This window comes from Aeromonas sp. HMWF016 (assembly GCF_963878195.1).
GTDB lineage: Bacteria > Pseudomonadota > Gammaproteobacteria > Enterobacterales > Aeromonadaceae > Aeromonas > Aeromonas lacus.
In genome coordinates, this window is record NZ_CAWNWX010000027.1 from 1 (window position 1) to 17,858 (window position 17,858).

The 17,858-nt window shown below is 57.4% G+C and carries 17 protein-coding genes; 6 read left to right on the forward strand and 11 right to left on the reverse strand.

What is annotated here, in order from left to right; all coding sequences use genetic code 11:
* Positions 1-135 precede the first annotated feature (135 nt).
* The 9 genes from AACS24_RS04170 to AACS24_RS04210 form a co-directional block, all read right to left on the reverse strand.
* Entirely contained in the window at positions 136-1,425 is a 1,290-nt protein-coding gene (locus tag AACS24_RS04170; protein ID WP_108572457.1) for an aminotransferase class III-fold pyridoxal phosphate-dependent enzyme, read from the reverse strand.
* Positions 1,422-2,177 carry a cytidylyltransferase domain-containing protein gene (locus AACS24_RS04175; RefSeq protein WP_108572458.1) on the reverse strand — a complete coding sequence of 252 codons (756 nt, stop codon included), beginning with the start codon at positions 2,175-2,177 and terminating at the stop codon, positions 1,422-1,424. Before AACS24_RS04175 ends, AACS24_RS04170 begins: the two co-directional genes overlap by 4 nt.
* Positions 2,174-3,019, reverse strand: a complete 846-nt coding sequence (locus AACS24_RS04180) for an aldo/keto reductase (protein ID WP_108572459.1) — start codon at positions 3,017-3,019, stop codon at positions 2,174-2,176. The genes AACS24_RS04175 and AACS24_RS04180 overlap by 4 nt, the downstream gene beginning before the upstream one ends.
* On the reverse strand, positions 3,010-4,152 hold the full coding sequence (gene pseC, locus AACS24_RS04185; protein ID WP_108572460.1) for a UDP-4-amino-4,6-dideoxy-N-acetyl-beta-L-altrosamine transaminase: 1,143 nt from the start codon (positions 4,150-4,152) through the stop codon (positions 3,010-3,012). Before pseC ends, AACS24_RS04180 begins: the two co-directional genes overlap by 10 nt.
* The gene (gene pseB, locus AACS24_RS04190) at positions 4,149-5,153 is read right to left on the reverse strand and encodes a UDP-N-acetylglucosamine 4,6-dehydratase (inverting) (protein WP_108572461.1); all 1,005 of its coding nucleotides are present in this window, start codon (positions 5,151-5,153) and stop codon (positions 4,149-4,151) included. Before pseB ends, pseC begins: the two co-directional genes overlap by 4 nt.
* A gap of 104 nt (positions 5,154-5,257) precedes the next feature.
* Positions 5,258-6,103 carry a cobalamin-binding protein gene (locus tag AACS24_RS04195; RefSeq protein WP_258223094.1) on the reverse strand — a complete coding sequence of 282 codons (846 nt, stop codon included), beginning with the start codon at positions 6,101-6,103 and terminating at the stop codon, positions 5,258-5,260.
* On the reverse strand, positions 6,096-7,058 hold the full coding sequence (locus AACS24_RS04200) for a cobalamin biosynthesis protein CobD/CbiB (RefSeq protein WP_108572462.1): 963 nt from the start codon (positions 7,056-7,058) through the stop codon (positions 6,096-6,098). Before AACS24_RS04200 ends, AACS24_RS04195 begins: the two co-directional genes overlap by 8 nt.
* Positions 7,055-7,747: a 5'-methylthioadenosine/S-adenosylhomocysteine nucleosidase gene (gene mtnN, locus AACS24_RS04205; RefSeq protein WP_040067225.1), complete on the reverse strand. Its 693-nt coding sequence runs from the start codon at positions 7,745-7,747 to the stop codon at positions 7,055-7,057. Before mtnN ends, AACS24_RS04200 begins: the two co-directional genes overlap by 4 nt.
* 169 nt (positions 7,748-7,916) lie before the next feature.
* Positions 7,917-8,849, reverse strand: coding sequence for a ZIP family metal transporter (locus tag AACS24_RS04210; protein WP_108572463.1), 933 nt, complete (start codon positions 8,847-8,849; stop codon positions 7,917-7,919).
* Positions 8,850-9,236: 387 nt separating this feature from the next.
* On the opposite strand from AACS24_RS04210, the gene AACS24_RS04215 reads away from it, so the two are divergent.
* A complete protein-coding gene (locus tag AACS24_RS04215; protein WP_108572464.1) occupies positions 9,237-10,868 on the forward strand; it encodes a methyl-accepting chemotaxis protein in 1,632 nt (543 codons plus the stop codon).
* A 392-nt stretch (positions 10,869-11,260) separates the two neighbouring features.
* Here the strand turns inward: AACS24_RS04215 and suhB are convergent, their stop codons facing one another.
* Positions 11,261-12,064, reverse strand: coding sequence for an inositol-1-monophosphatase (gene suhB / locus AACS24_RS04220; RefSeq protein ID WP_021230872.1), 804 nt, complete (start codon positions 12,062-12,064; stop codon positions 11,261-11,263).
* A gap of 199 nt (positions 12,065-12,263) precedes the next feature.
* Here suhB and AACS24_RS04225 point away from each other — a divergent pair, with 199 nt between their 5' ends.
* The 3 genes from AACS24_RS04225 (at position 12,264) to emrD (ending at position 14,990) form a co-directional block, all read left to right on the forward strand.
* Positions 12,264-12,719 (forward strand): hypothetical protein, encoded by a 456-nt coding sequence (locus tag AACS24_RS04225; protein ID WP_108572465.1) that lies wholly within the window; start codon positions 12,264-12,266, stop codon positions 12,717-12,719.
* A gap of 149 nt (positions 12,720-12,868) precedes the next feature.
* On the forward strand, positions 12,869-13,531 hold the full coding sequence (locus AACS24_RS04230; RefSeq protein ID WP_108572466.1) for a glutathione S-transferase family protein: 663 nt from the start codon (positions 12,869-12,871) through the stop codon (positions 13,529-13,531).
* A gap of 262 nt (positions 13,532-13,793) precedes the next feature.
* Positions 13,794-14,990, forward strand: a complete 1,197-nt coding sequence (gene emrD, locus AACS24_RS04235) for a multidrug efflux MFS transporter EmrD (protein ID WP_042030002.1) — start codon at positions 13,794-13,796, stop codon at positions 14,988-14,990.
* Positions 14,991-15,074: 84 nt separating this feature from the next.
* Here the strand turns inward: emrD and AACS24_RS04240 are convergent, their stop codons facing one another.
* The gene (locus tag AACS24_RS04240; protein WP_108572467.1) at positions 15,075-15,983 is read right to left on the reverse strand and encodes a LysR family transcriptional regulator; all 909 of its coding nucleotides are present in this window, start codon (positions 15,981-15,983) and stop codon (positions 15,075-15,077) included.
* 161 nt (positions 15,984-16,144) lie between these two features.
* Between AACS24_RS04240 and fdhD the strand changes: the two genes are divergently transcribed.
* Complete coding sequence (gene fdhD, locus AACS24_RS04245) at positions 16,145-16,948, forward strand: formate dehydrogenase accessory sulfurtransferase FdhD (protein ID WP_181364307.1); 804 nt, start codon at positions 16,145-16,147, stop codon at positions 16,946-16,948.
* Positions 16,935-17,858, forward strand: a 924-nt coding sequence (locus AACS24_RS21800) for a molybdopterin-dependent oxidoreductase (RefSeq protein ID WP_258223095.1), incomplete at its 3' end; no start/stop codon positions are given. The genes fdhD and AACS24_RS21800, both read left to right, overlap by 14 nt.

Below are 17,858 nucleotides of genomic sequence, written 5' to 3' on the forward strand. Positions count from 1 at the left end.
GGTAGATATATTTAGGGATAAATGGGTTATTTTAATGTGATTATTGAAGTCTGCTATGTAACATATACAAGTTAACTAAATAGTGCGCATAGAATAAAATTATTTTTGTATGCGCACTTATGGATATTTTTTTAGTCAGCGTACTTTAAAGACAGGTTGAATAGGCTCACCGTCAAGATTATTTTCTATTGTCATTTTACTATCATGATCTATCAGCGTAGGTAGTATTTCAGTGTATATTTTCAATATTTTCTTGATATCCGCGTAGGTATGAGAGTAGTTGAGGTTATGACTTCCTAGTGTCAGGATACCTCGCTTACATAACTCTTGCATCAGATAGCTTTTCAATAACCAACTTGAGTGATTGTGAGAGTCAGAGATTAACAGAAAACACCATGTAGGGTGTCCTGCAGTTTTTATCCATTCTGGTGCTTTTATATCAGTTAATATGGTGTTCAAGCCATCAAGGAGAAATTGTCCTCGTTCTGTTAGGCAAGCAGGTATATCGTAATGGCGCATTTTTTTGATGACGGCCTTAGCTGCAGCTAAAGCAATAACATCGCCGCCAAAAGTTCCTGAGAAAAAAATGTCTTCCATACGCTTCATATATTTCTTACGCCCGACGACGGCAGATATCGGGAATCCATTAGCCATACCCTTGCCAAAAGCTGCAAGGTCTGGCGTTACTCCGAATAGAGTTTGAGCCCCTCCAAGATGATTTCGAAAGCCGGTAATTGTTTCATCAAAGATAAGAAGCGTACCATGTTCATCACAGAGCTGACGCAGACCGGGTAGAAAATCCGGGGTTGGCCAGGCTACATTCATCGGTTCCAGAATGACGGCGGCAAATTCGTTTGGATGAGCTTCCAGCAGGTGCTGCAGCGAGGCAAGATCGTTGTAGTCAAATCTGTGGGTCAGTTCTCTCACGCATTCCGGAACCCCCAAATGGCGGGTGGTCGAGCCTATGTACCAGTCTTGCCAGCCGTGGTAGCCACAGACGGCTACTCGCTCGCGGCCTGTGACCGCACGGGAGAGCCTGATACACGCTGAGGTGGCATCAGTCCCGTTTTTGCCAAAGCGAACCATTTCGGCGCAGGGGATGAGCTCAATGAGCTGTTCAGCAACCTCGGTTTCCAGCCGGTGGGGAAGAGAGAAGATCGAGCCAAGATTGAGTTGCTCCATTACCGCTTCATTCACATCCGGATCGCAATATCCAAGACTGATGGCCAGCAGGCCGCTGGCAAAATCAAGATACTCGTTGCCATCTACATCCCAAACATGTGCACCTTTGCCGCGTTCGATAAAGAGTGGGGCGGCGCCATAGGGGAAACAGAGGCGACTTTTGGAGAAGGTTTGGGAGCCGAGTGGAATGCTCTGTTCCGCCCGTGCTGAGAGAGCCAGTGAATGTTGATAACGTGAGGTCATATGTGATTCTCCTTGGCTAGCGAATTAGCCAATCCTTCGTTGCGTTGGTGCCGGGTATTCAGTGTTGCCAGCTCCGGCTGCTGCGCCAGCAGATCGAGGATATCGTCGGTCGTAAAGGTTGGGTTGACAGGATAGAGAGCCTTATAAATGCGCTCTACCAGCTCAAAATCGGCAGGCTCATCGACAGTCCAGCGCAGGTGGGCCAGCGAAGGCGAGCGCTGCAGTTCGCCGATGGAAAACTGCTCGGGATGACAGCGAACGTAATAGGTGACATGTTCCCGCTCGGTCTGCGTGGTGGCTTTTTCCTGCAAGGTTGCCAGAGTCGCTCCAGTCATGATCTCGGCATCCAGCCCATCCGGATAACTGGGATTGCCGCAGTTGCTGCTGTAGTCGAACTTGCCCGAGAGATGGAGGGCTATCAGCTCGTCTATTACCATTGGGTCTGCCAGTGGGCAGTCACCGGTGAGACGCACAACATGGGTCGGACTGTAGGGTTGGGCCGCCAGATAGAAACGCAGCAACACATCGTCAAGAGGACCGCAGAAACAGGGGATATTCAACCTCTCGCACAGCTCGGCAATGGCGCGATCTTCCGGCTGTTCGCTGGTGGCAACCAACAGTTTGTCCAGCAGCTTGCTCTGTTGCAGTCGTTCAATTTGCCTTGCCAGCATGGGTTCGCCCAGCAGTTCTTTCAGTACCTTGTTGGGCAGGCGGGAAGAACTGGTTCTGGCCTGCAGAATACCTAGGATCATCGTGTTCTCCAGAGTCCGGGGTTGATAAGTTCCTGTTCCATAGACGCCAGATGGGCGATATCTGCCTCGTTGCACTCATGTTGCGCTTGACTGGCCGCAACGATAGCGGCCAGCTCCTGGGCATGACAAACACCGACAACAAAGCGGCTTACCTGCGGTAGGGCCGTCATGATGGAGAGGGCTCTGCCAAGCGGGGCCATCGAGGGATGCCAGTGGTCAAACCGTTCAAGTGCAGTAGCGAAACGCTGAAAATAGTCAGGTCGCTGTGCTGGCTGCATCAGCAAGAGTCCCTGCAAAAAGAGCGAGCGAACATGGATTTCACACCCCATATCTACCAGTTTGTCGAGCCATCCAGTACGTAAAAAGCGTTGATCGAGCAAATTGGCAGGTAATTGCACCAGTTCCAGAGGATAGCCAGCTGCGCTCCAGGCATCGAGCTCCTCCGGGGAGTAGACGGATATCCCGAGTTTTCCGATCGAGCCCTGTTGCTGCAAATCGGTGAGCAACTCGAACATGACAGGTGAGGCATCTAGGCTGCGGTGCAGCAGTAAAGCATCGAGCTGTTTTCGCCCCAGCAAATGCAAACTGTTGTTGACCGCGGCCTTAACATCGGATAGCGGTAGCCCAGGCGCCAGTTTGTCGATGATCGTGAAGCCGGTGATATCTCTTTGTCCCAGCCTCTGCTCGGCATTGCCATAGGCTTGCGCCGTATCCAGGGTATCGATACCTGCATGACGAGCCAATGCAATGATCTCGTCGAGTTCTCCATCGCTGACTTGTCCGTCGTGATTGCTGATCCCGTAATCCAGACCGAATTGCACTGTGCCCAGAGCTAGTCGCATAGTGCCTGCTCCAGCGCATCTACGACCTGTTGCTGCTCTGAGTGTGTCAGAGCCGGGAACAGCGGAAGGGAGATGGCGCCCTGATAGTAGGCTTGCGCGCCCGGGTAGGCGGCTGGATCATGTCCCAGACCACGGTAGTAGGGCTGGGCTGGGATAGGAATATAGTGAACGTTGACGCCAATACCGGCAGCACGCAGCCGGGCAAACACCTGATCGCGTTTAGCTACTTGGATGACATAGAGGTGATAACCGCTCTGGCGGTTATTACTCTGCTGCAACGGCTGGACTGGCAAGGGTGATAACAGCGCGTCATATCGTCTGGCAAGGTCACGTCGCTGGGTAATGAACTGATCAAGACGGCTCAGCTGACTCAGCCCGAGTGCCGCCTGAATGTCGGTCAAGCGATAGTTGAAGCCCAGAAGTTGCTGTTCGTAATACCACTCTCCGGGGGAGGGCATGAGCAGCGCTTGCGGATCACGAGTGATTCCGTGGCTGCGATAGAGTCGCAATTTGGCTGCCAGGTCCTGATCCCAGGTGGTGACGGCACCTCCCTCTGCGGTCGTAATCGGTTTGACCGGATGAAAGCTGAAGACCGTCATATCGCTGTGAAGGCAACTACCGATAGGTGACCCCTGATAGTGGGCGCCCAGTGCATGGCAGGCATCCTCGATCAGAACGATTCCGTACTGGCGACAGAGCGCACCGATCTCTTCGAGATCGCAAGGCTGCCCAGCCAGATGCACCGCAATAAGGGCTTTGGGCAGGGTGTGGGTAAGCACTGCTTGCTGCAATTTCTTATCCAGTGCCATTACATCGATGTTACCGGTAGCAGACTCAACGTCGACAAAGTCAACGTTGGCATCGCAGTAGCGAGCACAGTTCGCCGAGGCCACAAAACTGACCGCGGAAACCCAAACTGTATCTTTGGCGCCAAGCTCCAGTACGGCACAGGCCAGATGAAGTGCCGTGGTACCGTTATTGCAAGCCACTACGTGCGGCACCTGGCAGTAATCGGCTAATCCTTGCTCGAAGGCAGGAACGGCTTGGCCTTGAGTCAGATATTCAGATTTCAGTACGGCAACGACGGCCTCAATATCGGCATCGCTGATCGATTGGCGGCCATAAGGGATCATTCGGACAACACCTGCTGGTTCATGCTCTGTAGTTCAGCTATCGACAGAAAGTGCTGATTATTTAGAGAATTGTATTCAAAGCCTGGAGTAACCAGCGTGGCTGTTTTGCCCAGAGCATTAATGCTGAAATCATTGTTGCGGCTATTGAAGCTGATGCTGGGGGCAATTACGTAGTAGTCGCAGAACTCATAGGTATGGAAAGAATCGTCTGCCGGGCACATTACCTCGTGGAGCTTCTCTCCGGGACGAATGCCGATAATCTCCTGCTTGAGCGACGGGGCCATAGCAGTAGCAAGATCGGTGATCCTGACTGAGGGTATTTTAGGTACGAACAACTCTCCGCCACGCATGCGCTTGAAATTGTTCAGTACAAAATCCACCCCTTGCTGCAGTGTCAGCCAAAAACGGGTCATCTCTGGATGGGTGATGGGAAGCGTATTGGCGCCTCTCTTGATCAGATTGTCGAAGAAAGGAACTACTGAGCCCCTTGAGCCGACTACGTTGCCATAACGTACCACAGAGAAGATTGTTGGGTTCTTGCCCGCCATATTGTTGGCGGCAACAAAGAGTTTGTCGGAACAGAGTTTACTTGCACCATAAAGGTTGATCGGGTTGGCGGCCTTGTCCGTGGAGAGTGCGATCACCTTTGAAACGCCATTATTGATGGCTGCCTTGATGACGTTTTCGGCGCCCCCAATGTTTGTTTTGATGCACTCCATCGGGTTGTATTCAGCGGCCGGTACTTGTTTGAGCGCTGCTGCATGTACCACGAAATCGACATCGCGCATCGCCATATCAAGGCGTTCTCCATCGCGCACATCGCCGATAAAGTAACGCATGCAGGGATCATTGAAACGCTGCTGCATTTCAAACTGCTTGAGTTCATCACGGGAGTAGACGATCAGTCGTGCCGGCTGGTAACGGGAGAGCACGGTTGCAATAAACTTTTTGCCAAATGACCCGGTGCCACCGGTAACCAGAATTGTTTTTCCATTGAACATGATGGTGCCCCATGATGAGGTTGGTATTTGAAAAATTCTAAAGCACTTTCTGTGCCATTTGCAGACGCTGATTGGTTGATGTGATCTGAATGGCTCTTTTGGGGTTAATTGTCACCACGCCTGGTGCTAGCGCTGGCGAGCGTGCGGCATATATCTTCCACTGCATTGAGGGCTCTTGGGGTGAACCGGTGCAGCTCATCGGAGTTGACCAGCATCAGTCGGTGATGTTTCACCGCATCAAGGTTTGGCCACTGCTGCCAGTGACGCAGGGTGTCAGGATCTTGACTCCCGGCCAGGATAAGAGCGGGGTTGGCTCTGATGACCTGTTCAATATTCACCTGAGGATAGGGCGTTCTGGCGTTGCTCATGACGTTGACTCCGCCGCAGAGCTCTATAGCCTGAGCGGGCCAGGCGTTGCCGCTCACGCTGGTGAGCGGCGGGTACCAGAGCTGGTAGAACACCTTGACGCCGGTTGGTTGGCCATAGCGCTGTTGCAGGGAATGCAGGCGTGCCACATAGCGATCGGCGGCTTCGTTGGCGCTCTTTTCCACCCCCAGCAATGTGCCCAGCGCCCGCATCTCTGCGGCCAGCGAGGCAAAATCGGTAGGCTCCGAGTAGAAAACGGGGATCCCGAGCTGCTCCAACGGGGCCAGCATCCGTGATTGAGCCGAGCGCCAGCCGAGAATGAGATCCGGCTTTTGCGCCAGCACAGCCTCGACGTTGATGCTGCGATAATTCGCTACCTTTGGCTTGGTTTTGACCTCGGCTGGGTAGTCGGAAGCATCGTCAATGGCCACCAGTTTGTCGCCGGCACCGATGTCATAAAGCAGTTCGGTCAGGTGGGGAACAACGCTCACCACCCGGATTGGCGTTGCGGCCTGCAGGGCACCGGGCAACCAAGCAACCAGCACACAGGGCAGCCAGATAGGCAAGCGCAACAGTCTACCCATGAAATAACCCCGCTACCGTGACAAGCAGCGCCAGTATCAACCAGCCCCAGCCGCACCCTTGCAGAATGTTGAGCACCTGGCGCGGTGTCTCGCTATCTGGTTCAGCACCCGTGCCGATGACTGGCCAACGCTGGATAGCCCCCTGATAGTAGCGAGGGCCACCAAGGCGGATCCGGCACTTGTCTACCAGCAGAGTGAGCAGCATCCCCATGGCGGGATAGGGCCAGAGCGCCCCACTTCGCAGCAGCTGTGCAGCCTGTTTGAGACGGCTTGCCAGCAGTGGCAGCCCCAGCAGCAAAATGACGGAGGCATTGAGCCCCTGATAGAGGGCGCTGGCGGCGCGACCAAAGTGGTCGAAGGCGGGTTCTTTACGACTCCAGCTCTGATTCATCAGCTGCACCAGCCGCCAGAGCAGGGCGCCCTGTACGCCAGCCAGCGCATATCCCAGCAGCGGGCCAGCCCATTGGCTGACCAGACGCAGGGCGCAGCTCTCCGTCACCGCTTTGGCGAGACCCATGGCCGAGAGTTTGCCTGTTTCGCGTTTGAGCCAGGGGGCAGACTGCAATCTCGCCAGCGGCAGGGTCTCCTGCGTGGCGAGCGAGCGGGTGGCATGGGCGAGTTCGCGCAGCGGACGGGATTCGAGCATCAGCAGCAGGAACAGCAGGTCGAAGATCGGCTCGCTCAAGGCCAGATTGCGCAGCGACCAGAGCCCGGCGGCGCAGGGGAGCCAGACTACCAGCATTGCCAGCAGGCCGGCCTGCATTTGCTGGCCGGGCGAACCATCGGGTCTGTGCACCTTGTGCCCCAGCCGGGTCAGCAGGGGCGTGACGGCCGAAAGACGCAGATGGGATGGCCACGGGAGCACCGCCTCCAGCAAGGCTGCCCCCACCAGAATGGCCGCCGTCGTCGAGAGGAGGGCATCGGCCATCAAATCAAGCGAGCCGGTCTCGATCACAGCTTGCCGAGCATCTTGATGATCACTTCGGCGGAGTGTTTGCCGGCCACTTCGATAAAGGCATCGAAGGATTCAACCTGTTCCTTGCCGGCGATATCGGACATGGCGCGTACCACCAGATAGGGCACTTTGAACATGTGGCACACCTGACCGATGGCGGCACCTTCCATCTCGACCGCCAGCATCTGCGGGAAGTCGGCGCGAGCCTTGGCGATGGCGTCCGGTTTGCACATGAACTGATCGCCGGTGCAGATAAGGCCGACCTTGGTCTGGTGCTTGCCCTGCTCGGCGATGCAATCCTGAGCGACCGCGATGAGTTTCTCGTCGCAGGGGAAGGCGGCGGGTTGCTGCGCCATCTGGCCCATCTCGTAACCAAAGGCGGTCACGTCGACATCGTGGAAACGCATCTCGCTGGCGATCACCACATCACCGATGTGCAGATCCTGGGCAAAGCCGCCCGCAGAGCCGGTATTGATGACGCAATCGGGGGCAAACTTTTCCAGCAGCAGGCTGGTGGCCACGCTGGCGGCGACCTTACCGATGCCGGAGCGGGTCAGGATCACCTCTTTGCCTGCCAGCATCCCTTGATAGAACTCGCAGCCGCCCAGTTGCAGAGTGGTGGGGTTGCTCATCTGGCTGCGCAGCAGGGCTACTTCTTGCTCCATGGCGCCGATAATACCTACTTTCATTGCTGACCTCGTCTTGATAGCCGTGTGGCTGAATTTAAGTTGCTGTAGATCATAACAAAAGATGGCGTCGGCGCCGAGAGGCTCAAGCGAAAGGAGAGATGAAGTGCGGCGCTCCATATGGAAGCGCCGCAGGTGACAAAAAGCATTGATGAGAGAGGAGAGGGGGCTTTTAGCCGAGCGCGGTATCTAGGGTCATCATCAGGGCAAAGCCTGCCATCAGACCGAGGGTGGCATAGGTCTGATGACCGTTGCGGTGGGTCTCCGGGATCACCTCGTGTGAGACCACAAACAGCATGGCACCGGCGGCGAGCCCAAGTCCGATGGGGTAGGCGATGGCAAGGCCGCTGGATAGGCCAACACCGAGCAGAGCACCAACCGGTTCGAGCAGGCCGCTGGCGATGGCCACCAGCACTGCCACCGAGGGGCGAAAACCGGCGGCGCACATGGCCAGCGCCACCGCCAGTCCTTCGGGAATATCCTGCAGTGCGATGGCGGTGGTGAGCGGCAGCCCCACCGACATATCCCCCTGTGAGAAGCTGACCCCGATGGCCATCCCCTCCGGCAGGTTGTGCAGGGCGATGGCAAAGACGAACAGCCAGACCCGGGAGCACTGCTCGTGACCGGGGCCGCAGGGGCCGGTCTTGTCGTGCTCATGCGGGGTGAACTGATCCAGTCCCAGCATCAACAGCACCCCGAGGGTCATGCCAACTACCACCACGGCGGCGGCGCTAAAGCCGTTGCCGGTGATTCCCTCGGCGGCCTCCAGCCCCGGCAGCAGCAGGGAGAAGGCGCTGGCGGCCAGCATCATGCCGGCGGCAAAGCCGAGCATGGTGTCCTCCACTTTTTGCGGTACCGAGCGCAGGAACAGGGCGGGCAGGGCGCCGATGGCGGTGGCGGCAAATCCGGCGGCGCCACCGATCAGGCCGTAACGCACGCCGCTGGTCACCTCGCCGGTAGCGAGCATGATGAGACTCTGCAACAACAGCAACAAGACGGCAGCCAGCGCGATAAAGAGACCGAGGGCGGTGAGTGGCCGCGCCTGCAGTTGTTCACGCAGCTGGGCAGACCAGGTTGAAGCGGGCAGATACGAGCTGTTATTCATAAACAAGGCCTCTTGTTACAGCAAATGGTTACAACGAAGGGGGATGGGGCTCCGCCATCGGATTATGTTGGTCATTACAACGAGTTGATGGCCCCTTGTCCATGCCACTGCCTCGATTGCATTTATCGGTTAACTATTTGAAATGATTTGGTCGCTATAAATATTTTGTGATGAATGTCGGGTTGTGAAGGAAATCATCTTGCATTCATTCGGTGAAATCTGGTGAAGGATTAGGCGATATTGTGATAGAGTGCGCGCCTCGCGAAATCGTCCTTCCCCCGCTTTCGCAACCTTCCATCTCCCGTCAGGAATGGCCGGGATCAGCTCATACGGATGTGATCGCTACTGTTTACCTGCTTGTCAGCAGTTGAGGATCAACAGCCAATCATGTTTTACAAGAATCTCTCCATCGGCAAAAAGATTGCCGTGGTTTTTGCGGTCATTGCCGCAGTCAACGTCGTCTTCGGTGTTTTTCTCTCCAACGAATTGCGCGGCGTGCGCGATCGGGTGCTGAATTTTACCGACTCCACTTTGCCGAGCGTGCTCTCGGTCGAAACCCTGCTCTACGACGTCTCTTATGTACGTCGTGCCCAGTTTGCCCTGCTGATGGTGGATGATGCCGTCGACCTGCAGGCCCGTCGTGGCCGTATTCAGGAGAATATTCGCAAGGTTGACGAGGCATTTCGTGCCTACGAGGCGACTGTGGGAGCCGACAACGAGCGGCAGGTGTTTAACCAAGCCAAACAACAGTGGCTCACTTATCAACGTTCGGTAAACGAGTTTGATATGCTGCTGGTGCAGGGTCAGCACGATCAGGCCAAAACCCAGCTGTTTGCCTCCAACCCGCTCTTCGGGGCGCTGGAGCAGGCGGTCAACTCGCTGATCCAGGTGAACCTCGGTTTCGTCAAAGAGAACCGTGGCAGTCTGCTTGGCAGCGTCAGCATGGTGACCACCTTCGCCATGGTGAGCATCGGTGCCCTGCTGGTGTTCATGGTGGTGATGACCTGGTTCCTGACCCGCCAGATCTGCCTGCCGCTGCAAGCCGTAGTGGCTCAGGCCAACGCCATTGCCGCCGGCGATCTGACCCATCAGCTGGAGCGTCAGCATATCGGCCGCGACGAGCTGGGCATGCTGGCCAAAGCCTCCCTCAAGATGCAGGACAACCTGCGCGGTCTGATTGAAGAGGTGGTGGCTGCGGTCACCCAGCTTGGCACTGCCATCGATGAGGTGAGCGCCGTCTCCGAGCAGTCCGCCAAGGGCATTCAGAGCCAGCAGCAGGAGATCTCGCTGGTGGCGACCGCCATGACCCAGATGAAGGCGACCGTGGCCGATGTGGCTGGCAATACCGAAACCGCCTCCAGCTCTGCCAGCTCAGCCAATGCGCTGGCCCGCAGCGGCAATCAGGATGTGCAGCGCTCGCTGGTGGCCATCACCCGGGTTGCCGAGGAGATCGAGCAGGCCGGTACGCTGGTGACCGAGCTGGAGCGTGAGTCCGCCCAGATCAATGTGGTGGTGGATGTGATCCGCGGCATCGCTGAGCAGACCAATCTGCTGGCCCTCAATGCGGCCATCGAAGCAGCCCGCGCCGGCGAGCAAGGCCGTGGCTTTGCCGTGGTTGCCGACGAGGTGCGCACCCTGGCGGGTCGTACCCAGGCCTCGACCGGCGAGATCGTGGCCATCATCGAAACCCTGCAGGCGCGCGCCAATCAGGCCAAAGAGGTGACGGGCCAGAGCTGCGAGATGATCCGCCAGTGTGTGGATCAGAGCGAGCAGACCAGCAACGGCATCCAGCAGATTGAAGAGGCGGTCGCCCAGATTGCCGACATGGCGATCCAGATTGCCAGCGCCTGCGGCGAGCAGGATGCGGTCTCCGATGAGCTGGGTCGCAACGTCGAGCGGATCAACGAGTCCGCCAACGAGGTGGCTCTGGGGGCCGATCATACTGCCCGTGCCTGTCTGGAGCTGAGCCAGCTGGCGGTGGGTCTGAAGCAGACCATCGGTCGCTTCCGCCTCGCCTGATAAAGGGGCTGGCGTACGCCGGCCTCTTCATTCATAAAAAATCGGGGCGCTTTGCCAGCCCTCACGACACCCGGCCATGTGCCGGGTGTTTTTTTATCTGGCGATGGGTACGAGGCCAGATGGTTGGGGTTCTTCGCAAGAGTATGAAAGTCAGGGCAAACAGGGAGAACAGATGATTATCCCAGCCTGTGTGCAGTGATATTCAAGAAAGTTGGTGAAGGCAGCATTTGCTAACGAGAGAAGGGCGACGAACTGTTTTGGGGATGGGAATGGGGTGAGCTGCGGGGGAGGAGAGCATAAGCAGTGGGCTGCGGTGACCCTGTCAGGGTATATCGCAGCAATAAAAAAACCGGCTTGCGCCGGTTTTTTTATCTCTCTGCTCGAAGGCTGGCTTATTTGGCCAGAGACTCCGGCAGCTCTTCGCGGATCTTGCCCAGCATCTCTTTCAGGACGCGCGGGTTGGCAACCACGATGTTGCCGGAGTTTTCGTAGTTGTGACCACCAACAAAGTCGGTGACGATGGCGCCAGCTTCTTTTGCCAGCAGCTCACCGGCAGCGGTGTCCCAGGGTTTCAGGCCGATTTCCCAGAAACCGTCGACACGACCGGCAGCCACGTAGGCCAGATCCAGTGCGGCAGAGCCTGAGCGACGGATGTCGGCACATTCGATGAACATGCTCTGGAACATCTTCAGGTAAGGCTCGATGTGATGCTTCTGCTTGAACGGGAAGCCGGTCGCCAGCACGGTGCCAGCCAGCTCTTTGGCCTTGCCGACACGAATGCGGTAGCCGTTCAGCTGGGCGCCGCTACCACGGGTAGCAGTAAACAGCTCGTCACGGATCGGATCGTAAACAACGGCTTGTTCAGTCTTGCCCTTGACGCGCAGGGCGATGGAGACGGCAAAGTGCGGAATGCCTTTGACCAGGTTGGTCGTGCCATCCAGTGGGTCAATGATCCATTGGTAGTCCGGATTGGTACCGGCAATCTCACCAGACTCTTCAGCGACGATGCTGTGTTCCGGGTAAGATTTTTTGATGGTGTGAATGATGGCCGCTTCAGCTTCACGGTCAACGTTGGTCACGAAGTCATTGCTGCCTTTTTGGATAGCCTCAATGTTCTCGGGCTGGGAGAAGGCTTTTACTACAACTTGACCGGCGTTGCGCGCAGCGCGCACGGCGATATTCAGCATCGGATGCATAGGTTCACCACTGGATGTTAAAGAACGGGGGATAAAAGGACGCGGTATGATACCAGTATTTTGTGCGATGGCAACTGTTATCCCCCTACGACTAATTGATTGCGACTGCCAGATCTGACGGCTCCAATATAGCCCTAATCTGCGCTAGTCTTATGGCAGCAGCCGGATACTGGCTGTCATGAGCATAGGGATATGAGCCATGAATTTGTCATTAGTGAGTCAAAACGTGTCAGGCGCCAGTGAAGGTCTGCTGGCCATTTTGCGGTCATCACCCGAGTATGGTGACCATTTTGCCCACATCAGCGTGACGCCACTGACCGAGTGGCAACCGGCCAAGGCCGAAGCGGCGATCTTGCTGATCGATGGCGATACCCCTTGGCAGGATGCCGGGTTTATCCGTGGCGAAGACGATGCCATCGGATTGCCGGTACTGCCGCTGTTGATCCGCAAGGGGGACAAGGATCTCTCCATCTGCGGCCCCGATGTGCGCGACCCCCGTTTCTACTTTGTCTCCAACGGCATTGTGCTGGAGGAGTCAGAGCTGGCAGACCCCTCATGTAGCCGGGTGCTGCTGCGCAAGCTGGAATCCTACTTCCCGCTGCTCTCTCGTCTTATCCTGCTGCGTCAGCGCAAGTCGGCCGTCGTCTTGAACTGATTTCCCCGGCAAGCTATGCAAGCGGCGCGCTATCTGTCATCACTGGCAGATAGCGCGCCGTACTCTTTATGGTAAAACCATGTTTGGTAAATAGAGTGGGCATCAGGATGTTCAGTTTTTCGTGTGATTACATCAGCAAGGAGTGAAGGATGATCGACTTTTATACCGCCGCAACACCCAATGGCTTCAAGGTGGCCATTGCACTGGAAGAGCTGAGATTGCCCTATCGGGTCATTTCCCTCGATTTGTCGGCACTGGATCAGAAGAAGCCCGAGTTTCTCGCCATCAACCCCAACGGCCGCATTCCGGCTATTGTCGATCGGGATAACGACGATTTCGCCGTGTTCGAGTCGGGCGCCATCCTTATCTATCTGGCGGAGAAAACGGGCAAATTGTTGCCGGCGGATCCCAAGCGCCGCTCTCAGGCCATTCAGTGGCTGATGTTCCAGATGGGTGGGGTAGGGCCCATGATGGGGCAGGCCAATGTCTTCTATCGCTACTTCCCCGAGAAGATCCCCGCCGCCATCGAACGCTATCAGAAGGAGGGGCGTCGCCTGTTTGAGGTGCTCGACAGCCATCTGGCTCATCACGAATATCTGGCGGACGAGTACAGCATCGCCGATATTGCTACTTGGCCCTGGGTGCGAATTTATGACTGGAGCGGCATCTCCATCGAGGGGTTACCCCATCTGCAAGCCTGGATGGATCGGATGGCCGAGAAGCCTGCCTGCCAGAAGGGGATCACCATACCGCCGCGCAAAGAGCAGCCGGATGAGCTGATCAAGCAGGCGCAGCAGATGGTAACACGTTGATTTTGAACCGCAGACGGGGCGTAAAGCCCCGTAATATTAGAAAAACTAAGGCAAGCCGATTATAAAGATTCGTTCGTTTTCTGTGAGCTGAATCACTATGATGCCCCCATACCACCAAGCGTCCTGTGCGGTGGTCTGGCGGGCTCCCCGCCAACTGTTTCCAACACTGTTTTTGATTGCATCACAGCCTCTGTGATCAGATTCCTCTGGGCACATTTTGTGCCAGAGGGCGGCAGCATTTTTTCGATTTTTTGGGACTGATATGGATCGGCACAGTTTTTATCCGTTGTTTTTACTGACCATTCTGATGGTCGCTGTGGGCCAGATGACCCAGACCCTCTATGTCCCCTCCATTCCCATGATGGCGGGGGACTTCAATGTGGCCTCGGGCCAGCTGCAGGCGGTGATGGCCTGTTACCTGATCCCCTATGGCCTCTCCCAGTTTGTCTACGGGCCGCTGTCGGATCGCATCGGTCGTCGTCCGGTGCTGATCGTCGGCATGATGGTGTTTCTGGTGGGCACCCTGATCATTCAGGTCATCCCCCATTTTGCCGCCCTGCTGGTGGGCAGCTTTGTTCAGGGGCTGGGTACCGGTGCCGGTGGTGCCATGAGCCGTACCGTGATGCGCGATCGCTACAACGGCGCCGAGCTCAACCGCGCCAACAGTCTGGTGAGCATGGGGGTGATCTTCTCCCCGCTGCTGGCGCCGGTGCTGGGTGGCTGGTTGACCGAGCTGTTCAACTGGCGTGCCGGTTACTGGTTCCTGTTCGGTTTTGGTGCCGTAGCAACCTTGGCGATCATGGCCTGGTTTGGTGAGACGCTGCCTGCTGCTGCCCGTCAGCCACTGCGCGTCGGTGCTGCCTATCGCCATGTGCTGGGCAACCCCAAGTTTCAGGGCAACCTGCTCTGCCTGATGGCGACCTTTGCGGGACTCGCGGTATTTGAAGCGGCGGCCGGTGTGCTGCTCGGTGATGTGCTGAAACTGAGCGCCCGTACCGTGAGCGTGCTGTTCGTGCTGCCGCTGCCCGGCTATCTGTTCGGTGCCTGGCTCTCTGCCAAGCTGAGCTTCCGTTTGACTCAGGGCAAACTGATGCGCCTTGGCATCGCCTTTCTGGCGCTCGGCTCCCTCATCATTCTGGTGCCGGGGCTGTTCGGGGTGGTGAGTGCCGCCTCGCTGGTCGGTGGTGCGGCCGTCTACTTCATCGGTAGCGGCATTCTCTACCCGACCGCCACTTCCTGTGCCATCGAGCCCTTCCCGGGTCAAGCCGGCACCGCGGGTGCCATTCTCGGCGGGATGCAGAATCTGGGAGCCGGTGTGGTGACCCTGCTGGCGGCAGGTTTCCCGATGACCGGGCAGGTGACTCTGGGGGCCATCATGACCCTGATGGTGCTGATCGTGGCGCTGAGTTTTGTCTGGCTGCGCCACCACGGCTCGCCGCACGAGCAGATGGCAATTTGATGCCCGCGCTTGCTCTCTGAAAGCCCGCCTTCTGGCGGGCTTTTTCTTTGCCAGAACCTAATGCGGTCTACTGCTCGGCCTGCGTCAAGGCGCGTTTGCCGGTTCACCTTCTGCCACCAGTTCAAGAAAGGCGCGCATGGCGGGGGTGATGCTCTGCTGGCGGGTCAGAAAGGCGGTATGGCCGATATTCTCCAGTGGAGCGAGTGACAGGCAAACGAGATCCGAGAGTTTGCTGGCAGAGCGGGCGAGACCGGCGCTGACGATGGCCCAGCCCAGCCGGTGGCGTACGGCGCTGACCAGATGGAACAGCGAGTCGGTCTCCAGTACCACGTTAAGCGAGGTCCCCATCTGCTCGGCGGCGCGATCCAGATATTGGCGAAATTGCATGGTGCGGCTGGGCAGCACCAGCGGCTGTTGCTGCAGTTCAGCAAGCGCAATGTCGCCGCTGCGCGGGTACTGATCTGCTTCGTCACGGTTCATCAGCACCGCCATCTGGTTGGCGCCTTGCGGGTAGACATGAAAGGCGCGCCGGCCAGCTCCGCCGGCGGGTTCATCAAATCCCAGTCCGATATCGCACTGATGCAGCTCCAGCTGTGATAGCAGCGCTTCGTTGCTGAGCACCGACAGGCGAATAACGATGTCGGGATAGCGCTGCTTGCAGCGGGCGATAAACGGCATGATGTCGAGATTGGACTGGGGCACGATGCCGATGCGCAGGGTGCCGGAGAGTTCGCCCTGGAACAGGGCCAGCTCCTGCTTGAGCGCCTCCTGTTCCAGCAGCATCCGTTCGGCATACTGGCGTACCAGCTCGCCTGCCTCGGTCAGGGCGACAAACTGGCTGGTGCGTACTACCAGATCGGTGCCGACACTCTTTTCCAGCGCAGTGATGCTGGCCGAGAGGGTGGGTTGGGTGATGTGGCAGGCTTTGGCCGCTTTGGCAAAATGCCGGTGTTTGGCCAGCTCGTGAAAGTAGTGAAGTTGCTTGATGTTCATCTGGTTGTAGTGGAGGCAGTGGAACCGACTGTTGAAGAATTAATCAATTGAAAAAACATCTTCGATAGAACAACTCTATCAGGATATAGATTTATTTCATTGGTTTTGCGTCAGTCGCCTCTCTAAACTTGAATGCAGTTTGCATTTTTAGGCCAACCTGCATGCCTGCCCATTCTCCCGTCGCAACCCCCGCCAACTTGCCGTCACTGGATCATCTGGTAGAAGAGGTAGCCGTCGCCATCAACATCAATGGCATCAACCATGCGGTGATGATGGCGACCCCGGACGATCTCGACGACTTTGCCGTCGGCTTTCTGTTTGGCGAGGGGATCATCCGGCACAACCACGAAGTCCACGACATCCAGATCGCGCCAGCCGAGCAGGGGATGGTGCTGGACATCACCATCGCCAACCGCTCCCTGGCTGCTTTGGCCGAGCACAAGCGCCGGCTGACCGGGGCGACCGGTTGCGGCATCTGCGGCGTGGCGGCGGTGGAGCAGGCGCTGCCCGCACTGCCGGTATTGCCACTGACGCCGCCGCTGGATGGGGCCTTGCTGGCGGGGCTGCGCCCGCAGATCGCCCAGTGGCAGCTCAAGGGCCAGCAGCACGGCGCCCTGCATGCGGCGCTGGCGCTGGCGCTGGATGCCGATGGGCGGATCCTGCACTGCCGGGAAGATATCGGGCGCCACAATGCCCTCGACAAGCTAATCGGCCTGCTGCTGCGTCAACACAGTGCGTGCGACACCCTGGTGGTAACCAGCCGCTGTGGCAGCGAGCTGGTGCAAAAAGCCGTCCGCTTTGGTGCCCGTCATCTTATCTGTCTGGCATCGCCCAGCCAGTTGGCGGTCAGGCTGGCCCTCAAATACAACCTCAACGTCGTTCATATTCCCAAGTTTGATGCCCCGGTCAGCTATTCGAGCTATCGCCCGGCGGATCCCATCGGAGAGTGCCATGAGTCATATTGAAAAGCCCGCCAAAGCCGGCGGTTTTTCGTCCCTGCAATCCACCATGAAACAGGTGCTGCGCAGCCAGAAGACCCGTCAGAACATCAAGAACCTGCTGCGGGTCAACCAGACCGACGGTTTCGACTGCCCGGGCTGTGCCTGGGGTGACAACGACCACGGCACCTTCCAGTTTTGTGAAAACGGCGCCAAGGCGGTGGCCTGGGAGTCTACCGGCAAGACGGTGGGGGCCGAGTTTTTCGCCGCCCACTCGGTGCGCCAGCTGGCTACCCAGAGCGACTACTGGCTCGAGTATCAGGGGCGGCTGACTGAGCCGATGCGCTACAACCCGGCGACCGATCACTATGAGCCGGTGAGCTGGGACGACGCCTTCACCCTGATCGCCGACACCCTCAAGGGGCTGAATAGCCCGGACGAGGTGGAGTTCTACACCTCGGGGCGTGCCAGCAACGAAGCTTCTTATCTTTATCAGCTGTTTGGCCGCCTGTTTGGTACCAACAACTTCCCCGACTGCTCCAACATGTGCCACGAGGCGAGCGGGGTAGCGCTGATCCAGTCGGTCGGCATCGGCAAGGGCACTGTGGTGCTGGATGATTTCGATCAGGCCGATGCGGTGTTCGTCTATGGCCAGAATCCGGGTACCAACCACCCGCGCATGATGAATGCCCTGCGCCAGGCGGCGCGCGGCGGCTGCAAGATCGTCAGCTTCAACAATTTGAAAGAGGTGGCGCTGGAGCGCTTCGCCAGCCCGCAGAGCCCGCTGGAGCTGCTGACCCCGGCGGCCACCACCATCAGCCACCAATATCTGACGCCGAAACTGGGGGGCGATATGGCCGCCATCCGCGGCATGGCCAAGTACATCTTGGAAGAGGCGCCAGAGGCGGTGGATCGCGACTTTATCGCCCGTCATACC

Bases quoted from the DNA above. Each gene is read 5' to 3' on its own strand.
- fdhD (WP_181364307.1), top strand. From the start codon at position 16,145: ATGCCTGCCCATTCTCCCGTCGCAACCCCCGCCAACTTGCCGTCACTG.
- AACS24_RS04180 (WP_108572459.1), bottom strand. From the start codon at position 3,019: ATGCGACTAGCTCTGGGCACAGTGCAATTCGGTCTGGATTACGGGATC.
- pseC (WP_108572460.1), bottom strand. From the start codon at position 4,152: ATGATCCCTTATGGCCGCCAATCGATCAGCGATGCCGATATTGAGGCC.
- AACS24_RS04215 (WP_108572464.1), top strand. From the start codon at position 9,237: ATGTTTTACAAGAATCTCTCCATCGGCAAAAAGATTGCCGTGGTTTTT.
- pseB (WP_108572461.1), bottom strand. From the start codon at position 5,153: ATGTTCAATGGAAAAACAATTCTGGTTACCGGTGGCACCGGGTCATTT.
- suhB (WP_021230872.1), bottom strand. From the start codon at position 12,064: ATGCATCCGATGCTGAATATCGCCGTGCGCGCTGCGCGCAACGCCGGT.
- AACS24_RS04225 (WP_108572465.1), top strand. From the start codon at position 12,264: ATGAATTTGTCATTAGTGAGTCAAAACGTGTCAGGCGCCAGTGAAGGT.
- mtnN (WP_040067225.1), bottom strand. From the start codon at position 7,747: ATGAAAGTAGGTATTATCGGCGCCATGGAGCAAGAAGTAGCCCTGCTG.
- AACS24_RS04210 (WP_108572463.1), bottom strand. From the start codon at position 8,849: ATGAATAACAGCTCGTATCTGCCCGCTTCAACCTGGTCTGCCCAGCTG.
- AACS24_RS04195 (WP_258223094.1), bottom strand. From the start codon at position 6,103: ATGGGTAGACTGTTGCGCTTGCCTATCTGGCTGCCCTGTGTGCTGGTT.
- AACS24_RS04170 (WP_108572457.1), bottom strand. From the start codon at position 1,425: ATGACCTCACGTTATCAACATTCACTGGCTCTCTCAGCACGGGCGGAA.
- AACS24_RS04175 (WP_108572458.1), bottom strand. From the start codon at position 2,177: ATGATCCTAGGTATTCTGCAGGCCAGAACCAGTTCTTCCCGCCTGCCC.
- AACS24_RS04240 (WP_108572467.1), bottom strand. From the start codon at position 15,983: ATGAACATCAAGCAACTTCACTACTTTCACGAGCTGGCCAAACACCGG.
- AACS24_RS04230 (WP_108572466.1), top strand. From the start codon at position 12,869: ATGATCGACTTTTATACCGCCGCAACACCCAATGGCTTCAAGGTGGCC.
- emrD (WP_042030002.1), top strand. From the start codon at position 13,794: ATGGATCGGCACAGTTTTTATCCGTTGTTTTTACTGACCATTCTGATG.